The organism is Methanolobus sp. ZRKC5 (assembly GCF_038446525.1).
GTDB lineage: Archaea > Halobacteriota > Methanosarcinia > Methanosarcinales > Methanosarcinaceae > Methanolobus.
The window spans coordinates 2,405,710-2,425,719 of sequence record NZ_CP151792.1; the positions used below are offsets into that span (position 1 = coordinate 2,405,710).

The 20,010-nt window shown below is 41.5% G+C and carries 16 protein-coding genes; 11 read left to right on the forward strand and 5 right to left on the reverse strand.

The annotated features are described in order from the left end of the window. Positions 1–351: 351 nt before the first annotated feature. The 11 genes from WN948_RS11920 (at position 352) to mtaB (ending at position 12,495) form a co-directional block, all read left to right on the forward strand. Positions 352–1,272 carry a hypothetical protein gene (locus WN948_RS11920; protein WP_342304418.1) on the forward strand — a complete coding sequence of 307 codons (921 nt, stop codon included), beginning with the start codon at positions 352–354 and terminating at the stop codon, positions 1,270–1,272. Positions 1,273–1,416: 144 nt separating this feature from the next. Next, on the forward strand, positions 1,417–2,559 hold the full coding sequence (locus WN948_RS11925; protein WP_342304420.1) for a pyridoxal phosphate-dependent aminotransferase: 1,143 nt from the start codon (positions 1,417–1,419) through the stop codon (positions 2,557–2,559). A 137-nt stretch (positions 2,560–2,696) separates the two neighbouring features. Further along, on the forward strand, positions 2,697–3,182 hold the full coding sequence (locus WN948_RS11930; protein WP_342304421.1) for a metal-dependent transcriptional regulator: 486 nt from the start codon (positions 2,697–2,699) through the stop codon (positions 3,180–3,182). A gap of 184 nt (positions 3,183–3,366) precedes the next feature. Next, positions 3,367–3,609, forward strand: coding sequence for a FeoA family protein (locus WN948_RS11935; RefSeq protein ID WP_342304422.1), 243 nt, complete (start codon positions 3,367–3,369; stop codon positions 3,607–3,609). Between the two features lie 70 nt (positions 3,610–3,679). Beyond that, positions 3,680–5,677 carry a ferrous iron transport protein B gene (feoB, locus tag WN948_RS11940; RefSeq protein WP_342304423.1) on the forward strand — a complete coding sequence of 666 codons (1,998 nt, stop codon included), beginning with the start codon at positions 3,680–3,682 and terminating at the stop codon, positions 5,675–5,677. Further along, the gene (locus WN948_RS11945) at positions 5,667–6,158 is read left to right on the forward strand and encodes a hypothetical protein (RefSeq protein ID WP_342304424.1); all 492 of its coding nucleotides are present in this window, start codon (positions 5,667–5,669) and stop codon (positions 6,156–6,158) included. The genes feoB and WN948_RS11945 overlap by 11 nt, the downstream gene beginning before the upstream one ends. Further along, positions 6,155–6,427 carry a hypothetical protein gene (locus WN948_RS11950; RefSeq protein WP_342304425.1) on the forward strand — a complete coding sequence of 91 codons (273 nt, stop codon included), beginning with the start codon at positions 6,155–6,157 and terminating at the stop codon, positions 6,425–6,427. The genes WN948_RS11945 and WN948_RS11950 overlap by 4 nt, the downstream gene beginning before the upstream one ends. Positions 6,428–6,695: 268 nt before the next feature. Then, positions 6,696–8,318, forward strand: coding sequence for a methylamine methyltransferase corrinoid protein reductive activase (locus WN948_RS11955; protein ID WP_342304426.1), 1,623 nt, complete (start codon positions 6,696–6,698; stop codon positions 8,316–8,318). 37 nt (positions 8,319–8,355) lie between these two features. After that, positions 8,356–9,486, forward strand: a complete 1,131-nt coding sequence (locus tag WN948_RS11960; RefSeq protein WP_342304427.1) for a GTP-binding protein — start codon at positions 8,356–8,358, stop codon at positions 9,484–9,486. An 849-nt stretch (positions 9,487–10,335) separates the two neighbouring features. Beyond that, the gene (gene mtaC / locus WN948_RS11965) at positions 10,336–11,097 is read left to right on the forward strand and encodes a methanol--corrinoid protein MtaC (RefSeq protein WP_342304428.1); all 762 of its coding nucleotides are present in this window, start codon (positions 10,336–10,338) and stop codon (positions 11,095–11,097) included. 12 nt (positions 11,098–11,109) lie between these two features. Then, a complete protein-coding gene (gene mtaB, locus WN948_RS11970) occupies positions 11,110–12,495 on the forward strand; it encodes a methanol--corrinoid protein co-methyltransferase MtaB (RefSeq protein WP_342304429.1) in 1,386 nt (461 codons plus the stop codon). Between the two features lie 118 nt (positions 12,496–12,613). Here the strand turns inward: mtaB and WN948_RS11975 are convergent, their stop codons facing one another. The 5 genes from WN948_RS11975 to WN948_RS11995 form a co-directional block, all read right to left on the reverse strand. After that, positions 12,614–14,545, reverse strand: coding sequence for a hydantoinase/oxoprolinase family protein (locus tag WN948_RS11975; RefSeq protein WP_342304430.1), 1,932 nt, complete (start codon positions 14,543–14,545; stop codon positions 12,614–12,616). A 225-nt stretch (positions 14,546–14,770) separates the two neighbouring features. Continuing rightward, the gene (mtaA, locus tag WN948_RS11980) at positions 14,771–15,781 is read right to left on the reverse strand and encodes a methylcobamide:CoM methyltransferase MtaA (protein ID WP_342304431.1); all 1,011 of its coding nucleotides are present in this window, start codon (positions 15,779–15,781) and stop codon (positions 14,771–14,773) included. Between the two features lie 235 nt (positions 15,782–16,016). Then, complete coding sequence (locus WN948_RS11985) at positions 16,017–16,202, reverse strand: MM0924 family protein (RefSeq protein ID WP_342304432.1); 186 nt, start codon at positions 16,200–16,202, stop codon at positions 16,017–16,019. Between the two features lie 112 nt (positions 16,203–16,314). Beyond that, positions 16,315–19,146 (reverse strand): DEAD/DEAH box helicase, encoded by a 2,832-nt coding sequence (locus WN948_RS11990; RefSeq protein ID WP_342304433.1) that lies wholly within the window; start codon positions 19,144–19,146, stop codon positions 16,315–16,317. Beyond that, positions 19,143–19,991, reverse strand: a complete 849-nt coding sequence (locus WN948_RS11995; RefSeq protein WP_342304434.1) for a metallophosphoesterase — start codon at positions 19,989–19,991, stop codon at positions 19,143–19,145. The genes WN948_RS11990 and WN948_RS11995 overlap by 4 nt, the downstream gene beginning before the upstream one ends. Between the last annotated feature and the right edge of the window lie 19 nt (positions 19,992–20,010).

Genomic DNA, 20,010 nt, shown 5'->3' on the forward strand with positions numbered 1-20,010 from the left:
GATTTATTTTGATCTTTATTTGGTGCTATCTTTATTGTGGTCAATTTGATAGCATTTTATTTTATTTTATTTTATTGTAACTATTCAGCCTGGCACGATTTGCCTATTGGTACTGATTTCATCGAAATAGAGATGTCTGCTCACTAACAATCTAACAATCAAAAAAGCAATCAATAGCAACAATCAAAATAAATGATCCTAATGAAATTTACGTTTCAACTTTTTGTCAAGATTGTTATTGATAGCGTTTTTATCAGGCTGAATAGTTACGAATTAAAAAGAGATGTTTCTATAAAAACGGGGTTATAGTCGGAAATATTCCGGCACAGAACAAACATATGGGGTGAAAATATGGCTACAATGCCGATAATGGATAGTGTATACACTATGATAGACCAGTTGATAGCTTTCCTTCCTACTTTAATAGCAGTTATAGTACTGCTGATCATTGGACTGATAGCTGGAAAGGCAATTGGAAAAATAGGATCGAAGATACTTGACAAGATTGGGCTTGACGAACTGATAGACAAGACATCTATAGGAAAAATGATATCACGAACGCAGATCACAACCGTAGAATTCTTTGAAGCTGCCATAAGGTGGTTCATCTACTTGATATTTGCAGTCATAATCATAGATCTTCTAAACATCCAGATAGTTGCAGATTTTATCACAACGATAATACTCTATGTACCACTGATACTTTCTGCGATAGTAATACTTATAATCGGACTGCTAATAGTTGATTTCTTTGCAGACCTTATAAAGAATGTACTGGTTGCATCCGGGCTTGACGAGCATATATCAAAGACAAGTTTTGGAAGCGCAATGAGTTCAAGTAATATGACGATTTCGGGAATCATATCCGGGATCGTAAGGGCATTTGGTTACCTTATATTTATCACAGCCGCTCTTAATATCCTTGAACTTTACATGATAGCAGCAGTTATAGAATCAATCCTGAACTACCTGCCAAATCTCTTTGCAGGAGTAATAATACTGCTGATAGGACTACTGGCTATTGATCTCTTTGCAGACTACATGGGAAGCATGCTTGAGAAAATGAATGTCGAAGGAAGTAACATATGGATTCCGGCTCTTCGCGGATTCCTTGCATTCGTTGTGATAATGCTTGCTCTTGATGCAATGCTCATAGACACAAGCATCTTCTACCTGTTTGTTGGTCCACTTGCCTGGGGACTTGCTGTTGTTGTAGCCTTCAAGTGGGGAATCAAGGAAGCTCTGGTTGAGTATGCAAAAGCAAAGAAGTAGATAAAACAACCATTTAAAAAATAGATACACATTGCTGGCACATTCCTGCCAGCTTCTTTTTTTACCAGTGTTCCTATGTGAACAAAAATCTTTTATTGCTGTGACTCAATCCTGAACTTATAATTCTTAGCAATGATGAGTACCATGTTATCCAGAAAAGTTGAAAACATTCCGCCTTTTTACGTTATGGAAGTACTTGAAAGGGCACAACAGCTTGAAAAAGAGGGCAAAAACATTATTCACCTTGAAATAGGAGAGCCCGATTTCCCCACTGCTCCGCACATCTGTAATGCGGCAAAGGCTGCAATGTGCTCAGGCAACACAAAATACACCCATAGCCAAGGACTTATAGAACTAAGGAAAGCCATAGCTACAAACTATAAGAACAAATTCAACGTAGATATCAGCCCCGATCAGATAATAGTGACATCCGGCACAAGTCCTGCCATGCTCCTGCTTTTCCTGGCACTCATTGACCCGGAGGATGAGATAATCATGTCAAATCCTCATTACGCCTGTTATCCTAATTTTGTAACAACCGCAGGAGGAGTACCTGATTTCATTTATACCAATGAAGGAAATGGCTTCATGTTACAGCCGGATGAAATTGCCGCACACATCAATCCGAAAACAAAAGCGATACTTATCAATTCACCATCCAATCCAACAGGTCAGGTCCTGCCTGAAGCAACATTTAGAGAACTTGCAAAAGTTGCCGGAAAAGTTCCAATAATATCTGACGAGATATATCAGGGGCTTGTCTACGAAGGTGAAGACCATACTATATTAGAGTATACTGACAATGCCTTCGTGCTTAACGGCTTCTCAAAACTCTATGCCATGACAGGATGGAGACTTGGCTATCTCATAGCACCTAAACAGTACATAAGAACATTGCAAAAGGTCCAGCAGAACCTCTTTATTTCAACTAATACATTCGTCCAGCATGCAGGTATCGCCGCTCTTGAAGGTCCTCAGGAACAGATAAAGGAAATGATTGAAACATACAACAAAAGACGCCTTTACCTGATTAAAAGACTGAAAGAGATTGGTTTTGGGATTAAAACGGAACCAAAGGGTGCATACTATGTGCTTGCAGATGCCCGTAAATTTGGAAATGATTCCCTAAAGCTTAGTAGAAATATACTGGAAGATATCGGAGTTGCCGTCACACCGGGAATTGATTTCGGCCAGGGAGCAGAGGGGCACCTACGTTTCTCGTATGCAAACAGCCTTGAGAATATCAAGGAAGGCATGGAAAGGTTAGAAGCATATCTTAAAAAGTAGATGAAAGAGGCTTTTCCAGAGATAGTACCCTATAAAATAAACCACACTGTTGGTGAAGAGTATAGACATACTTATATACAACCTATATCTCATTTCACTAACAAGAATAGGCATCCCAAAAAAAGGTAGTTTTTTACATGACAACTGAGAGAACCGAAGATTATCTGAAAGTAATCGAGAAGATAATTGAAAGAAAAGGCTATGCACAGGTTAAGGACGTATCAAGGGAGCTTGAACTTAGTTCACCCAGTGTCACAGGGATGTTCAAGAAGCTCACCAAGATGGGGTATATCAATTACGAGAAATACGGCGGAGTCACACTTACCCCTGAAGGAGAGAAAATTGCAAAATGTACCATGGAAAAACACAGTGTCATCAGGGACTTTTTACAAATTCTCGGTCTAAATGAAGAGATTGCAGACCATGATGCCTGCAAAATAGAGCATGTGCTCACTCCTGAAACCTTTGAGATACTCACCAAGTTCGTCGAATTCATGACTATGAAGGAAGATGGACCGTACTGGCTTGACCACTTCAGCCACTACCGCGAAACAGGCGAGTATATTAATTGTACCCCGGCTGCAAAGGATACCTGCCCGGTTCATGGAAAAAGAAAAGAATAGATCAGAACCGAACTTTACTTATCTGTCATTTTTCGCATAAACTTTTTTATTAGCTGTTCAACAAGCACAATTGAAAGTACACATGATTTATGTTTTTTGCATACAGAAACAAATTAGGTAATGCGAAATTACTAAATATAAAAAAAATGGATTACTGCTATCATCAAAAAGGACAGGGAATAATTTGCTCGATATTCAGGAGACAACACTTGACACGCTTAAACCCGGAGAGAAAGCCAGGATTACAAAAGTAAGGGTAAAAGGTCCTGCAAGAAGAAAACTCTTTGACATGGGGATGGTTGCCGGTACAGAAATTGAGCTTGTCAGGAATGCACCCCTTGGTGACCCAATGGATTACAGGATAAAGGGTTATCACTTATCGATCAGAAAAGAAGAAGCAAGACAGATATTTATTAATAGACTTTGATCCGGGATCTCTACCGAATCTTTTAGAGATGACGGCACATATATTATAACTATTCTCAGAGGATCGCTCCATGGAAGACAGGGAGATAAAGATAGCACTTACAGGAAACCCAAATGTAGGTAAAACCACGCTTTTTAATGCGCTGACCGGTTCCAGACAGCATGTTGGTAACTGGCCCGGTGTCACAGTCGAAAAGAAAAGCGGCAGGATATCATACAAGGGATATGACATAGAAGTTATTGATCTCCCCGGAACATACAGTCTCACTGCATACTCCGTGGATGAGATCGTTGCAAGAGATTATATTATCGAGGAAAAGCCGGACGTAGTGATCCAGGTAGTAGATGCGTCTAACCTCGAAAGAAATCTTTACCTTACCACGCAACTTATGGAACTTGGTTCAGAGATACTCATTGTCCTCAACATGTGCGATATTGCCGAGGAAAGAGGAGACCGTATCTACATTGATAAGATGCAGGAGCTTCTTGCAACACCCATAATAAGGACCGTCGCAACCCAGAAAAAAGGTATTTGTGAGCTTCTGGACAAAGTTATCGAACAAAAAGAAATAGAACCGCATCACGGCCATGAAATTGGATATGGTAATGAGATAGAAGACAAGATCCTTGAAATTGAGAAGGTATTAAGTGAGGATGAGAAACGCGATAAAAGATATCCCCTAAGATGGGTAAGCATACGTCTTCTTGAAGGTGATGACAATGTCAGGGAGAAGATTTCCAACAGTCCAGTATATGACAGGACAATAGAGATCATTGATGCAATCGATCAGGAAGAATATGAAGCTGAAATAGCTGACAAGCGTTATCTTGCAATCAATATGATCTTCCCCCAAATGTGTACCAGAGCCAATGATACGTTGACTAAATCCGACATGATTGACAGGGTACTAACTAACAAATATCTTGGCATCCCAATATTTCTAGCATTAATGTGGGGTGCATTCGAACTTACATTTGCCTTTGCGACACCTTTCATGGATATGATAGACATCACGGCCACGTGGTTCGCTAACTACATATCCTCCAGTCTTCAACCCGAATGGCTGGCATCACTTGTGGGTGATGGAATTATTGGCGGTGTCGGGGCAGTACTCGTATTCGTTCCGAATATTTTCATATTATTTTTCCTCTTATCGCTGCTTGAAGGTAGCGGTTACCTTGCACGAGCCGCATTCATCATGGATAAATTGATGTACAAGATAGGCATGCACGGCAAGTCATTCATACCCATGCTTATGGGATTCGGTTGCAATGTACCAGCTATCATGGCTGCCAGAAGTATAGAGGATGAAAAGGACAGGCTTATTACTATACTTATAGTACCGTTCGTTTCCTGTGGAGCCAGACTACCCATATATGTGTTGTTCGCAGGCACATTCTTTGGAAGACAGGCAGGAACTGTCATATTTGCAATGTACATATTAGGTATTGTTATTGCGATCATATCTGCAAAACTACTCAGGAAAACTATCGTAAAGGGGAAACCGGCACCATTTATAATGGAACTTCCCCCATACCGCGTCCCGACCCTTAAGGCAAGTGTTATGCACATGTGGGACAACGGTTTCATGTACATAAAAAAAGCAGGATCCATCATACTCGTGGGTGTTGTGGTTATCTGGGTAATGGCATCTTTCCCGTGGGGTGTGGAATACGGAAGCGAGGATAGTTATGTTGGCAGTCTGGGTCACGCAGTTGAACCATTTCTCAAGCCTCTGGGTTTTGACTGGAAGATATCAGTTGCACTCATATTCGGACTGGTCGCTAAAGAAATTGTTGTGGCATCCATGGGAGTTCTTTATGGATCAGGTGATAGTTCAGAAGTACTTAGTGAGAGGCTCCTGGCAGACTCCGGGATCACTGCGCTCAGTTCACTTAGCTTAATGGCATTCAGTTTGCTATATATGCCCTGTATTGCAACTGTAGGAGTCATCAAAAAAGAAACAGGCTCATGGAAATGGACAGTATTCGCGATAATATACGGAATCGGCGTAGCATGGATCACAGCATTCATAATTTACCAGGGAGGAAGGTTACTTGGCTATTAACAGGGAGAGTGTAAGCGATAAACCAGACACCAGGTCAGCAATGATATTTTCCATGATCACAGGTTCCTTATATATCATTTTAGGCTTGCTTCAGTTGTCAGCAGGATTGGGCAGGATTCTTATGGGCCCGAATACCCACATCCCATTTACGGATGTATTATTCATACCTGCTGACACCATAGGCGCATTTGTCCTGCTGCTAATAGGAACGGTATTCATATACGGCGTTATGGAAATGCGTCAGGGAGTATATGAAGGTGTATCCTATGCCTACGTAGGCGTCCTGATAGCACTTATTTTTGCAACAATATACATGCTTGTAAGCACAGGAAACATGCTTGAAGCATACGTTATTAAAAATGAGGACTACATAGGCTGGACACCTCTAAGCGATCTAAGACCGGGAATATATCTGGCACTCCTTCCACTGCTTGCATTCAGCAAATGGAAAGACATGTTTGAAGGAGGGTTGTTGAAATGATAAGGGAAACACTGGGAAGTCTTTTTGTTGACAACTGCACATTCCAGGAAGCAGCAAAAAAACTTGGTATTGACCAGGGTAGCATCAAAGATAGGCTCATTATGCTGGAACATATGGGTTATATCATTGAAGTCTGCAACAATTCAGGACCAAAGTCATCCACTTGTTGCTCATGCTCTGCGGCATCTGCATGTTCAACCAATAATGGGGACTTTACAGGGAAAGCATACCAATTGACCAAAAAAGGTGAAAAGATATGCCGCAGCTGAATATTCAACAAGTGTCGACTGTATTCTATTATAATGAATGAAGTTGAAGAATCAGGCTGTACCCATTATAGTATTTTCTGATGTTTTTAGATATATTCAATCATAAAGAAAATAGACCATAGTACTGTGGAAATTTAGCGGTTTCGATATGTACTTCAATCAGTTTAAATAATGATAATAAGAGACTAAAATTACCGCAACATATATTTTTAAGTTCGGACACAGATAGTACGGTATTAATTTTTAAAAGGATATAAAAGGGATTCAAATGAAACTTGGAGTTGCAATAGATATAGGTACCAGTGGCATAAGAGCACAGAAAATCGACCTTGATACCGGTGATATCCAGAAGACTGTCATCACTCTCCGTAACCCGCTCCCAGGGGCAAATGTTATGGACCATCTGGACTTCGCCATTACTTATGGGTTGGAACTTGCTCAAGGCTTGCACGTCAATGCAGTTAAGCACGTCATCGAAACGTTGGGCATTAAACCAGAAGAACTGGAAAGAATGTCCATTTGTGGAAACCCGATTCAGCTTTCTATTTTCCAGGGAATCCCAATAGATGATCTTGCATATGCAGGCGAGAGGAAAAAAGAAAAGCTGAATATCAAGGACCAGGAAAGGAATGCTCGCATCATCGATTGTTCAGAGATTAAAGGACTAGAAGTCTACCCAAATGCAAAACTTGTTGTTCCACCAGCCATCAGACACGAAGTTGGTGCCGATGCACTTGCACTTATTATAAAATCAGGGTTCATGGATACAAAGGATACAGCAATTGCCACTGATTATGGAACTAATGCTGAGATGGCACTCATTCATGAAGGAACCATCTACACCGGTTCAGCTGCAGCAGGCCCTGCACTTGAAGGTCAGCAGATCAAAAACGGGAAACTTGCATCACCTTTTGTAATATCTGATGTTGAATTTGAAAATAATAACATACGCAATTACGTACTTAATGAAGAGATGGACACTGTCAAAGCCCAACTCATAAACCCTAAAAATGGAGATGTAATTGAGGATGACTCAATTAAAGCAATGGGAATCACCGGAACAGGTGTCATTGCTATCATCGAAGCAGGAATGAAGAATGGAATTATCCAGCTTCCAAAAATAAACACTCCTGACCACATGCTTTACCTTCAGGACAAAATCAAGTTCTTCGAGAAAGATGTTGAAGCGGCAGGACTTGCAATGGGTGCTATCCGTTCAGGACACCTTGCATTGTGTAATGCGGCAGGAATACAAGTAGCCGATGTTAAAAAAGCATACATGTCCGGTGCTGCTGGAACTTATATGGATGCTGCGAAGGCACATCAGGTCGGTATGGTCCCATATAATGTCGAAGAAGTAATACAGATAGGTAACACATCATTGATAGTTGCAAGAGAGATACTTTTATCAGAAGACAGACTCTGGGAACTTCAGGAAATGGCATCAAAAATAGTAAGCAATCACGTTATGTTTGCAACTGACCCTGCATTCAAGGAAGCATATATCCAGGAAATATCATATTGGGGCGAAGGAATGCCTTTCAAGATGCTTAAAAAATTCCTGAAGAAAAAGGGACTTCCACAAATAGACCTGCCTGAAGGCACCACAAAGGTCACCAAACTTGTAGAGAAAGATATCCCCGTACTTGGTGATGAAGGACTTGAAGTACTCGAGCGTGTTGGTACATTCCTGACAATGAAGGTTGAATGCCCTGAATGTCCAAAATGCATAAAGGTCTGTCCAAACGACGCAATAACGATCGATGATGAGGGCGTTGTTATGATCAGTTCTGACCTTTGTGATGGTGCAAACTGTAAGAGATGCATTAACGCATGTCCAAAGGAGACATTCAGATGGGAGAACCTTACTGTGCTGGAGCAATCAGCATAATTTATTTTTTTTAATTTTTTAAAAGAAGGCAAAAAATATGAAAGTACTTGTAGTAGGCGGATTTTTAGGTAGCGGAAAAACATCAACCATTATACGATTGGGTAAGGAATTCAGTGATGCCGGTCATAAGGTGGCAATCATTGTTAATGAGATCGGTGAAGTAGGTCTTGATGGGGATGTCATCTCCAAGTACGGTCTTGATATGCAAGAAATAACAAACGGATGCATCTGTTGTACTCTTAAGGTTAGTATGAAAGCCACAATGACCCTCCTCTATAGGGATTACAATCCGGATATCGTACTTGTAGAACCTACCGGGATCGCATTCCCTGAAGTCATCAAGAACGATGTTGAGTTAATGGAGCTGAAGGGTGCTACTGTTCAGCCTCTTGTTACACTTATAGATGGTAGCAGATTCAAGCAGTTGATGAAAGAAGCAAAGAATTTTGCCATGCGTCAGATAATCGATGCTGAAATATTGGGTATTAATAAGATAGACCTCATCGATGAGATTCGTATCCCTATCATTGAAGCATCCGTGCAACAACTGAACCCTAAGGCAAAGGTGGTACTGCTTTCCGCATCCAAGAAAGATGAACATTGGGACAACTTTGTGAAACTTGCAATGACCGAGGTCCCTGAAAATCGAGCAATGCATGAATTCCATACTACCAGCCCTGATACCCAAATTATCGATGAGGTAACAGGTAAACCGGTAGAAGAAACACTTAATTCTATTGAGGCATCTGGGATAGCCAGTTATGCCACAGAGTACTCTATAAATGATAGAATTAACACCGAACTTGCACAAAACATTGCAACTGAGATAATGGACACTATCAAATCAAAAGTTATCGAGCTGAGTCCGGAATTTGTGGGTCATATCAAGTTGTTCATAGAATCTGATTCAAATACCGTAAAGACAAACCTTACTGCTTATGATCAGGACGTGACAATGGAAGTGATCGATGTAACTGGAGATATGCCCCGACTTAAAGTGCTCTCCGCGGTTTCGAGCATTGACCATGAAAAGCTTGTAGGTGTAGTAAATGACACTATTTCAGAGAAGCTAAATGACAATAAGATCACTTTCAAGCACAACAAGCCACATAAGCATGATCATGCCCATGGGCACCCACAGCCAATTGACATAATCAATAACAATTGATTACGATACAGGTTTGCTCAAATAAAGCCTGTACCTTCTTTTTTTATTTTTTTAAATTGCGTAGGGATAATTATTCCCTTGTTGATAGATCAAAAACAGGATGGTATTATCAACAAATAGAGGAAATCTGCGCTGCTGTGAAATATTATATAAGTATTACGCATAAACAGATGAAAGGCACATTTTTTGTAGATTTTCTTAAATCCACTATGTATACTTCGACTTTTGACGATACTTAAATCAAACGGTTAACAATTGATTAAGAAATAGTTATGATTCTAAAAATAATGGAAAAACAAGAATAATTAGAAAAGTTATTCCGCATTTTTTACGAATAAATTATATTGTTTCACTTTTTAATTAAATATATTAATAAATACATAAAAAATAGAATAACAAGCAAACTTTACTTACATACAAGAAAATGACAAAAACAACCAGTACTATTTAAAACTAACTGGTACAGTCATGTTTTTTTACCACCTAATTATAAATAAAACAAATAAGTAAAGCATATACTGTATAAATATAATCAGATATTAGAACCATAATACGTAACAAAAACAGAAAACAGGTAGTACTGTGTAAAAATATATACCGCACTTGTATTTGTGATCTATTATAAATATACAAAACCGTTACATTTATATACATATCTGGAATACGTGGTTATGTGGAAAGATGAAGTTAGCCAATGACTAAAGATTAATTAGCAAACAGTTGTGGAGACTTTTGCTATATCATACAAAGTCATAAGCCAACGGATAACCATCTGCTGCTTTACAGCATACTTCACTTGAACGTATGACAAGTGGCAGGAAGTATCTAGATCTAAGGAGGTAGAATTAGATGGATATAGACCCAAGTAAAATATTAGTTAGGTATAATGTTGCTAAAGAAAAGGCACAGACACCAGAAGAGTTAGCAGCTGAGCTGTACCCAAGTGCAGAACCAGCAAGAACAATCTGTGCTGCAATCTTCGATGGAGAAGAGGACGACGTAATCGAAGGTCTTGAGAAGGCAATCGAGGGCGGAGCAGACCCAATAGCACTCATTGATGATGTGCTCATGGTCGGAATGAAGATCACAACAGACCTGTATGACCAGGGTGTAATCTTCCTGCCAAACGTTATGATGTCAGCAGACGCAATGCTCGAGGGTATCGAGTTCTGTAAAGAACAGGGCGGATCTGCACCTAAACCAAAAGGCACAATCGTCTGCCACGTAGCAGAAGGCGACGTACACGACATCGGTAAGACAATTGTAGCAGCACTCCTCAGAGCAGCAGGCTTTGAAGTAGTTGACCTTGGCCGTGACTGCCCAGTTGATGAAGTTATCGCAGCTGTAAAGAAGGAAAGCCCAATGATGGTAACCGGAACAGCATTGATGACAACAACAATGTATGCATTCAAAGAAGTAAATGACAGACTCCTCGAATCAGGTATCAAGATACCATTCCAGTGTGGTGGCGGAGCAGTAAACCAGGACTTCGTAACCCAGTACGAACTCGGTGTATATGGAGAAGAAGCAGCAGATGCACCAAAGATGGCAGAAGCAATCCTTGCAGGAAAAGGACTTGCACAACTCAAGGAGACCTTCCACAAACACTAAGGAGTGAGCGAAATGGTAAAAAGATACACATCAATGGCATACAAAGCTGCTGACGACATGATCTTCGGTAAGTCAGTTTACCCAGTCAAAGCAGAATTAGGATTAGAAATCGGTGCAGGATACGTAACAGCAGAAGTTAACTACGCACCAAGACCAGAAGCTGGTGTCTCTAAAGAGAAACTTGTTTCAGAGTACCGCAGACTTACAACCGACATCATGGCAAGAGCTGTACAGGTAGGTTTCCCAGCAATCCAACTTGAAACAGAACACGTTGAGCAGATGACCAACAACCCAGACTGGGGAGGAGAAGTCGCTCACGTACAGAAGACCATCATGGAAGAATACCACGAAGAATACGGAATCAAGACAGGTCTCAGACATACACCTGGTGACATCCGTGAAGACCGTGACCTTCTTGCACTCATCGGCGGAAAGTATGACACCCTTATGGAGTCATTCGAAGCTGTTGCAGACGCAGGAGCTGACTTCCTGTCCATCGAAACAATGGGCGGTAAGGAAATTCTCGACTACGCAATTCTTAGAAACGATGTACCTGGTCTCATTTACGCAATTGGCTGTCTCGGCTCAATTGACATGACCATGATCTGGTCCGACATCAGGAAGATCGCAGACAAGAAGGGCAGAGTTGCAGCTGGTGACACAGACTGTGCACAGGCAAACACTGCAATGTTTATTGCAGGTGGTCTCCTCGACAAGAACCTTGCACACACCCTTGCAATCATCGCAAGAGCAATTTCCGCACCAAGAACACTCGCCGGCTATGAAGCAGGCGCACAGGGACCAGGAAAGGACTGTGGATACGAGAACACAATCGTAAAGTCCATCACCGGATGCCCAATCGCACAGGAAGGAAAGACCTCAACATGCGCACACTCTGACGTAATGGGTAACCTTGTCATGCAGTGCTGTGACCTTTGGTCAAACGAATCTGTAGAATACCATGCAGAATTCGGTGGTACCTCAGTACAGTGCTGGTCCGAATCCCTGAACTACGATGCAGCAATGCTTAACGTAGCAACAGAGACCGGAAATGCAAAGATGCTTCGTGACATCCTCGTACTCTCTGACAAGTACAGAGACCCACAGGGATATGTTCTTGCATACGACAATGCATACAAGGTAGGAGAGGCAATCGCAAAGGACGGAGACGACCTTTACCTCCGTGCAAAGAACGCAGCAATTGCATGTGTTGACATCCTCAACGATGCAGACAGCAAGAAACTCGTCATGTCCAAGTTTGAGCTTGGTGCACTTGCAGACGCAGAGGCAGCACTCAAAGCAATGACCGACGAATCAGAAACCTTCATGAGCGACAGCATGGAGAAATACAAGGCAGAGGTCGCTGTATTCAGACCAGACGCAAACTACAAGTTCTAAATTTAGAACTTGTTTCTTTTTTCTTTTTTTTACTTCCAATAATAAAAATCCATACTGTAAAGTATGCTGTTTTTCAGACTTATATAAAAAAGAAAAATTGTAGTCAAATAAAAAAAGATTACAATATAAACTTCTTAGGATAACCCACACCTGAAATTGTAATTGTGGTTTCAAGAGGAGCATGCTTCCAATCCTCTGGTGAAAAGGTCTTTTTTGTCATTTTGATGTCAATATTATCCTTACTTACACCACATTCACCCATATAATCAAGGACCATATGTTTCCCATGTTTGTTTGCATATCCTACAGCATCATGATATTTTTCAAAATCTTTCCTTCCAATTGGGGAAAATACCATGTAGCCTGCATCAGGATCAGCAACTGAGATCGGCCTTATAACAATCTCGATTCTTTTGATGCCTTTTCCAAAAAGAGCTCCTGCAGCATTCCCGACTTCTGCATATTTAGGAATGATAATTTCCGCATCAATTATGTCCTCCATATTCTTCCGGTAAGCAGCAACAGGACCACCAAGTAAAACCACAGGAACATCTACTTTAAATCTTGCATTGAATTTCCCATCAACTATGTTTTTAATACCTGATCTTTCAACATCATAAAGAATATAGGACATCAGATTGAAAGCCATATTTCTGGCCACAATATCTTTTACCTCATTGCAGAATTCGAGGATTTCCATCTTATAAAGATTCCTAAGTTTATCCGCCCCTACTTTTGATGCTTCAGTATCCCATAAAGTATAATCGCCAAGTACATGGAGAGCATCTGTCGGAGTAAAACCAATTGCTTGTATCAACCTTTTCTGAATAAGAGAATCTATCATAATAGTAGAGGGATGCTTTTTAGACAAACTGGTGATTTCATTAAAGCTCATTGGCTCATCACCAATTACCTTGTATACCTCAGCTTCCGACTCATTAAGACCAATGGCTTCAAATCCTGACCTCATGAAGAATTTTGTGGGCTGGATATTCCTGTCAAGCACGCTTCTCATAGGAACAACGTTTTTCTTCAATTTTTCCAGGAATCCGGGGTACTTAGAGGAAGCAAGACAAAGAGGAATTACTCTCCTTGGCCCAATGTGTAATGCTTTAGAACATGTCCATACATGACTATCCCCCCCCATTGCAGAAGTTTCCATCCTTGTTGCACGGACCTTGGTTTTCCATCCACCTACAATAGCCCCTGTTTCAGACAGTTCCGGAACCCCGTCGGTTATTGCTGAAACATCGGTGCTCGTTCCACCAACATCCACTACCGCACAGGTCTCCTTGCCTGAAAGGAATGATGCTCCAACAAGACTTGCAGCTGGCCCGGAAAAAATGGATTCAACTGGTTTATCCAACGCATCTTTCAAACCTACAACAGTACCGTCACATTTTAGCATTAGTAATCTGGCATCGATATCTTTTCTTTTGATCTCATCAATAACAGAACGGATAAATTTATGTGAAATTGGAAGTAACTGAGCATTTAAAGATGCAGTTACTGCTCTTTCATATGCACCAAGATCCTGAGAAAGTTCATGCCCACAAACTACCGGTAATCCCGTCAGTTCATGTATCACATCAGTAATTGCCAGTTCATGCTGGGGATTTCGAATACTGAAAACAGATGAAACTGCAAAGGCAGCAACATCATCTTTGATCTTTTGAGTAAATTTCCGTACTGCGCCAATATCAGGTTTTTCAATTTCCTCACCGTTAAAACCGTGACCACCAGGAATTGAAAGCACATGTTCTGCCGGGAATTCGCCCTTAATTGGATGTTCTCCCACAAGAATCAGAGCTACTGGGCTTCCAGTACCCTCAAGCACTGTGTTTGTTGCAAGAGTCGTGGAAACCGATACAAGATTTACATTTTTAAGATACTGCGAATCAAGTCCATCAATCGCATTCCTGATGCCCACCACAAGATCAGGATATGTCGTAAGCGATTTATTAGAATCTACCACAGAAGCATCTGAATCCCTTACCAGAATAGCATCCGTATACGTACCGCCAGCATCAATTCCCAGACTATAGTGCATAATATATCTCCATTTTAAAATTAAAAATCCAAAGTTAAATTTCAAAAGACGAACTAGTAGCACAAATAACATTTGAGCATTTAGAGATGTGCCTAAGTCATATTAAAACGTTATGTTAACACTGAATAATAAAAACGAAAGCAATGGAATGTAATTAATACAAATCGAATAAAAAAAGAATATAGACATGACCATAGTGAACTATGGTATGTCTGTTTAGAAAAATTATGCGTAGTATTCGTTTCTTGCTTCGACCATTGCTTTAAGGTTTGCAACTGGAGTATCAGGTGCAATTCCACAGCCTGGTGCAAGTACATCAACGCCGTCTTCAAGAGCCTTTGTTGCAGCTGCCTTAACAGTTGCCTCATCGCCTGCAAGAAGAACGAAAGGACTTGAAACATTACCACAGATTGTGACCTTGTCGCCGACCTTTGCCTTTGCGCCTGCAAGATCCTTGACTTTCTCTTCAATACTGATTGACATGAAGTGGCAGTCTGCCATCATTTCAAGGATTGGGGAAACGTCACCACAAACGTGGAGAATCATTGGGCCTTTTACACCATCAGCGAATTTCTGAAGGAATGGCTTGAGCTGCTTGTCAAATGTGTCTGGTGACATCAGGTCAGGTGAGGCTACTGGGTCTGGTACACTGACAACATCTGCGCCTGCATCGAAGAGTGCGTTTGCGTACTCGATACATGCATCACATGCGAAGTCAAGAATTGTGTTGAAGTCTTCTGGCTTTTTGATTGACCATTTCATGAACTTCTTTACACTTGCGAGGTCGGATGCGAGGGTAACTGGACCTTCCATACCTGCAATTATAGGTACTTCATCTCCTACTTTCTCCCTGATTATCTTCATGGTCTCAAGTACAGCAGGAATTCTGCCTACACTGAGGAGATTCTCTGGCATAGCAAGATTGTCAACGCCCTTTGGATATGGATGATCGGTTACTGAAGGCTGTCTGTTCTTTGTACCCATGTTGACTTCACAACCCATTGCTTCTGCAAGTACTGTGAGACAGTATGGAGCTCTTACACCCTCAAGACCACATACTTCGTATGATGCGATTGCAAGGTCTGCCATCATTTCTGCATTGCTGTGTGCTTCTGGCCATGCTGCACCAGTCTGGTCCATGAGCTCAACAATAGCGGACTGTGTTACGGTCAGAACTGGAACTTTGTCAACTTCTTCGCCTTTTAATGCTTTGAGTAATCTTTCTTTCATGTTCATAATGAATCCTTCTCTGTTGAGTAGATTTAGTCACCCTGATTTAAGTGACATCGGATATAAAGCTATTGGATTAGAATTATTAGATTAAAGCTGAGGGATGCAGAAAACAAGGAAAAATATGCTGGGAGTAATCATCTGATATAAAGCTATTGGATTAAACAAGGAAAAAAATTAAAGCAATTGATTCAAATGAAGAATAATTTGAAAAGTATTATCAACTATTAAATACCTTTTATTACTTTTTCCCATCACTCCAAATCGCAATGATCTTATCAATGGCAATGTGCGTGTACATATCATTGTCCTTTATGGTCAGAACACCATCAGCACATGCTTCAACAACACCATAGAATCTGTCAGGTCCACCACAATAGATATCAATCTTCTTTTGCAGGTAATGTTCAACTATAAACGATTGCATATTTAGCCTCCCATCTATAAATCCATAGGTCAAAAAACCCTACACATTTAAATTTTGTACTTTTTTTTATATTAACATTATCTATCCGAATAGCCTTACAGATAAAAGCAATTTAGCTCCAAAATCTCTTATTCTTGGCATAGTTCCTTTCAGCAATCAGTATGTCACGGTAGAAAGCCTCCTCATCATGACGCATTTTTTGTATCACCCTGGTTGCCATTTCCGGACCTACACCCCTGCTTGCAAGTGCAATAGCTGCCATCTTCCCATGAGTCATCACAATATTGGCATTGCGGTAGACCCTGCGAATACGTTTGATATCCTCCTTTGAAGTGACCTTCTCCTGTTTTTTCACCAGCTTTATCTCTTCCTCCTCCCATGGCTTCAAAGCAGCTACAAGCCCGGAATCACAAACCGGACATATTATTTTGTCAGGAACATTTTTCACCTTTCTTCTTGAGGTCCACTTCTTACAATGAACACAGAAAAGTATCAGATTGTCATTCATGATACGCTCCTTCAGAGCCATGACAATTGACCTGTCAGCTTTTTCAGGAGCTACAAGGTCACGTTTCATGGAAAAACCGGAACTGCCTATTGGTGTTGAACTGCTGACAACAACAAGAATATCCCCCGAGGAAAGTCTTGTAAGAATCTCCGTAACCCTTTCCACATCAAGCATATTATGGAATATTTCCCTTATGACTTCATCATACATTGCAGTGTCACGATAAATCTCAAGAAGTTTCTTCATGCTAATTCTATCATAATCAAGATTCTTGCTAAGAGCACCGAACTTCCTGGCAACATGCACCATCTTCCACTTCATCAGGGAAGTATTCTTCAGGGTCATCTCAATGATAGGTTCAATATGTTCCGGCTGAATATCTCTTAAAAGAACCTCTATCTCCTTTGCCTTTATCCTGCGTGGAAGTGTCATCCTTATCCTGTAAGGATCGATCTCCTGTGCAACACTACTTCCATATCTTGCAGCAAGCAGAGAAGTTAGGACTTTTGCCAGTGTTTCATTTGCATTATGACCCAGACATGAATTTATAAGAACTGCATCACCGTCATTCTCGATAACGAACATATGCTGGTCAGGCAATGGATAACCACCCTCGACATGATCTCTCAGTACAGAAAGCAACTCCTCCAGACCTTCAGGTTCCAGAGGGTAAACAGAACAAACCTCCTTTGAGATATACTCATCATCTTTTCCATCATGGACCATACCAGCAACAAAGGAACGAATGTTTGCTACTTCCTGAGCAACCTCAAATGGTACAGGTATCTCCTCGCCAACCCAGCTTGGAATTTCTCCCATACCCCTTACAGGTTCTACTTTTATCCTGTCACGGTCACTGACCATCTCAATGACCCTCCACATAGCACCCTTGGTAATGAAAACAGCACCAGGGGTTGCAAAATTAATGACAAATGCCTCATCAAGAACACCAACCGGTCTGCCGGTGACAATATCGAATATTTCGTACTTCCTCTCATCCGGTATCATGGAAAGGTTCTCATAATAATACTGCCAGCTTTTTCTCCTGCGACTGATAGAATCCGACCCTTCTTCCTGCCAGACCATCCGATAATCCAGTATCTGACTGATTACTTTTCTGAGAACCTCTATCCGCAGGTCTTTGAAAGGATATGCACGTTTCAGGATACTGTATATTTTATCTATCTCAACTTCCCCGAAATCAAGAACCATTCCTGAAAGCTGATTAGCCACCACATCAAGGGAATTCATATGAGGGGAAATAGACTCTACTTTTCCTTCCATAGCCAGCTTGCATATAGCCATGCTTTCTGCAACATCGTCTGCATCCATGGAAATTATAGTACCCCTGGAAATCTCATGTATCCTGTGTCCTGCACGTCCCACACGCTGCAAGAGCCTTGAAACCTGCCTCGGGGAACCATACTGGACCACGTGGTCGACGTTACCAATATCAATACCAAGTTCCATTGATGAAGTACATATCAGACCCCTGAGGTCCCCGCTCTTGAATGATTCCTCTGCCTCGATACGTGAATCAACTGAAAGGGAACCATGATGAACGCCAATGGGAAGTTCCAGCATATTGAAACCCGCTGCCAGAGCTTCAGCACTTTGTCTTGTATTTACAAAAACAAGAGTAGAAACATTATTCAGGACTATATCCCTGACACAACGCAGATGTGCAGCGAACTGAACATCACAGGCCAGCTTCTTTGAAAGTGCCACATCATCTTCTGTTACCTGCGGATTCACTACACTGAACTCCAGAAGCTTGAGCATGGAAACCGAAACTACGGAAACTTCCCTCTCTGACCCTGCAAGGAATTTTGCCACTTCCTGCGGATTTCCCACTGTTGCCGAAAGCCCGATCCTCTGGAACTCGCCTGAAAGTTCTACGAGTCTTTCAAGACCCACTGCAAGCTGAGTACCCCTTTTGGAAGAGGCCATCTCATGGATCTCATCCACAACAACGTGGGTTACATATGATAGGTTCTTACGCAGGCGTGAACCTGTGAACATTGCCTGCAAAGTTTCAGGAGTTGTTATTAAAAAATCAGGCGGCTTTTTTGACTGCTTCTGCCTCTCGTACTGGGAAGTATCACCGTGCCTGACCTGCACATCAATACCAAGCTCCTTTCCCCACCACTGGATACGCGAGAGCATATCACGATTAAGAGCACGTAGCGGAGTAATGTAAAGAACTGATATCCCAATTCTTTGCTCCTGGGTCTTGGCAAGTATAGCATGAAATATGGGAAGGACTGCAGATTCGGTCTTACCCGAACCCGTAGGTGCAATCAGAAATGTGTGATCACCTCTGAGTATATATGGAAATACCTTTTCCTGAGGTTCAGTCGGAGCCTTAAAACCCTGTTTCTCAAGAGCATCCTGTATCCGTGGGTCGAATGAATCGAAAAGATTGTCGAAACTCATTTTTTAGCTCCCTTTCTTTTTCTTCCTGAGGGACGCATCTTACTCTCTTCCAGTTTTCTTATATTTTTCAGTTTCCCGAGATTTGTTCCGTCCAGAAGATAGGCCTGCGCATTGTCAATATCCACACTTTTTGATGAGAACAGAGGACCAAGCAGGTCATCATGCAGAGATTCATTGAAAGCAACACCACCACATAGTTCATTGAACGACGGTATGACTATCAACTCCGGGTCGTTCCAGTTGCCGTTTTCCTTCTTCAGGTCCTGACTTATGAAATGTCCCTGCAGTGCAGATAAATTCAGATGTGTCCGAATCCAGCTTTGCTCAACTGTGGCATACCCCAGTGAATCAGTTAAACGAATAGTAGGATGATTGTGAGCGGCGATTATGTATTTTGCGCAGAGCAGAGCCGGGTCAGGCCAGGTATGCCCGTGGAAATATCCCACACCCTCTATTACAGAACCACGTACAGGATGTACGGTTATATTCTTCCTTTCCGGCAGCAGGTACTCAATACCACCGTCATGATTCCCTGGAAAGATATCCACCATTGCATGGTCGCAGAGCACTGAAAGGAAATACGGGATCTCGTCCCGCTCCTGCCAGGATATCTGGGGAACATTATGCTTCACATCACCAAGCAGGATTATCCTGTCAGGAGATACTTTTTCAATATAACCAAGGATCCTCTCAAGACCATGTTTCATGCGGCTTGGAATCGAAAAGCCACTTCTGTAGAGATCCCACTCTATCCCTAAGTGCACATCGGCAATTATCAGTGCCTTTGTATCATTGCTTACCACAAGTGCAGGTTCATCAATAAGAGGGTCTATCTCGATTGTCATTGTTGATGGATAATTAACG

Excerpts from the sequence above, each read along its gene's own strand:
- WN948_RS11920 (WP_342304418.1), top strand. The coding sequence starts at position 352 with ATGGCTACAATGCCGATAATGGATAGTGTATACACTATGATAGACCAG.
- WN948_RS11925 (WP_342304420.1), top strand. The coding sequence starts at position 1,417 with ATGTTATCCAGAAAAGTTGAAAACATTCCGCCTTTTTACGTTATGGAA.
- WN948_RS11930 (WP_342304421.1), top strand. The coding sequence starts at position 2,697 with ATGACAACTGAGAGAACCGAAGATTATCTGAAAGTAATCGAGAAGATA.
- feoB (WP_342304423.1), top strand. The coding sequence starts at position 3,680 with ATGGAAGACAGGGAGATAAAGATAGCACTTACAGGAAACCCAAATGTA.
- WN948_RS11950 (WP_342304425.1), top strand. The coding sequence starts at position 6,155 with ATGATAAGGGAAACACTGGGAAGTCTTTTTGTTGACAACTGCACATTC.
- WN948_RS11955 (WP_342304426.1), top strand. The coding sequence starts at position 6,696 with ATGAAACTTGGAGTTGCAATAGATATAGGTACCAGTGGCATAAGAGCA.
- WN948_RS11960 (WP_342304427.1), top strand. The coding sequence starts at position 8,356 with ATGAAAGTACTTGTAGTAGGCGGATTTTTAGGTAGCGGAAAAACATCA.
- mtaC (WP_342304428.1), top strand. The coding sequence starts at position 10,336 with ATGGATATAGACCCAAGTAAAATATTAGTTAGGTATAATGTTGCTAAA.
- mtaB (WP_342304429.1), top strand. The coding sequence starts at position 11,110 with ATGGTAAAAAGATACACATCAATGGCATACAAAGCTGCTGACGACATG.
- WN948_RS11975 (WP_342304430.1), bottom strand. The coding sequence starts at position 14,545 with ATGCACTATAGTCTGGGAATTGATGCTGGCGGTACGTATACGGATGCT.
- mtaA (WP_342304431.1), bottom strand. The coding sequence starts at position 15,781 with ATGAACATGAAAGAAAGATTACTCAAAGCATTAAAAGGCGAAGAAGTT.
- WN948_RS11985 (WP_342304432.1), bottom strand. The coding sequence starts at position 16,202 with ATGCAATCGTTTATAGTTGAACATTACCTGCAAAAGAAGATTGATATC.
- WN948_RS11990 (WP_342304433.1), bottom strand. The coding sequence starts at position 19,146 with ATGAGTTTCGACAATCTTTTCGATTCATTCGACCCACGGATACAGGAT.
- WN948_RS11995 (WP_342304434.1), bottom strand. The coding sequence starts at position 19,991 with ATGACAATCGAGATAGACCCTCTTATTGATGAACCTGCACTTGTGGTA.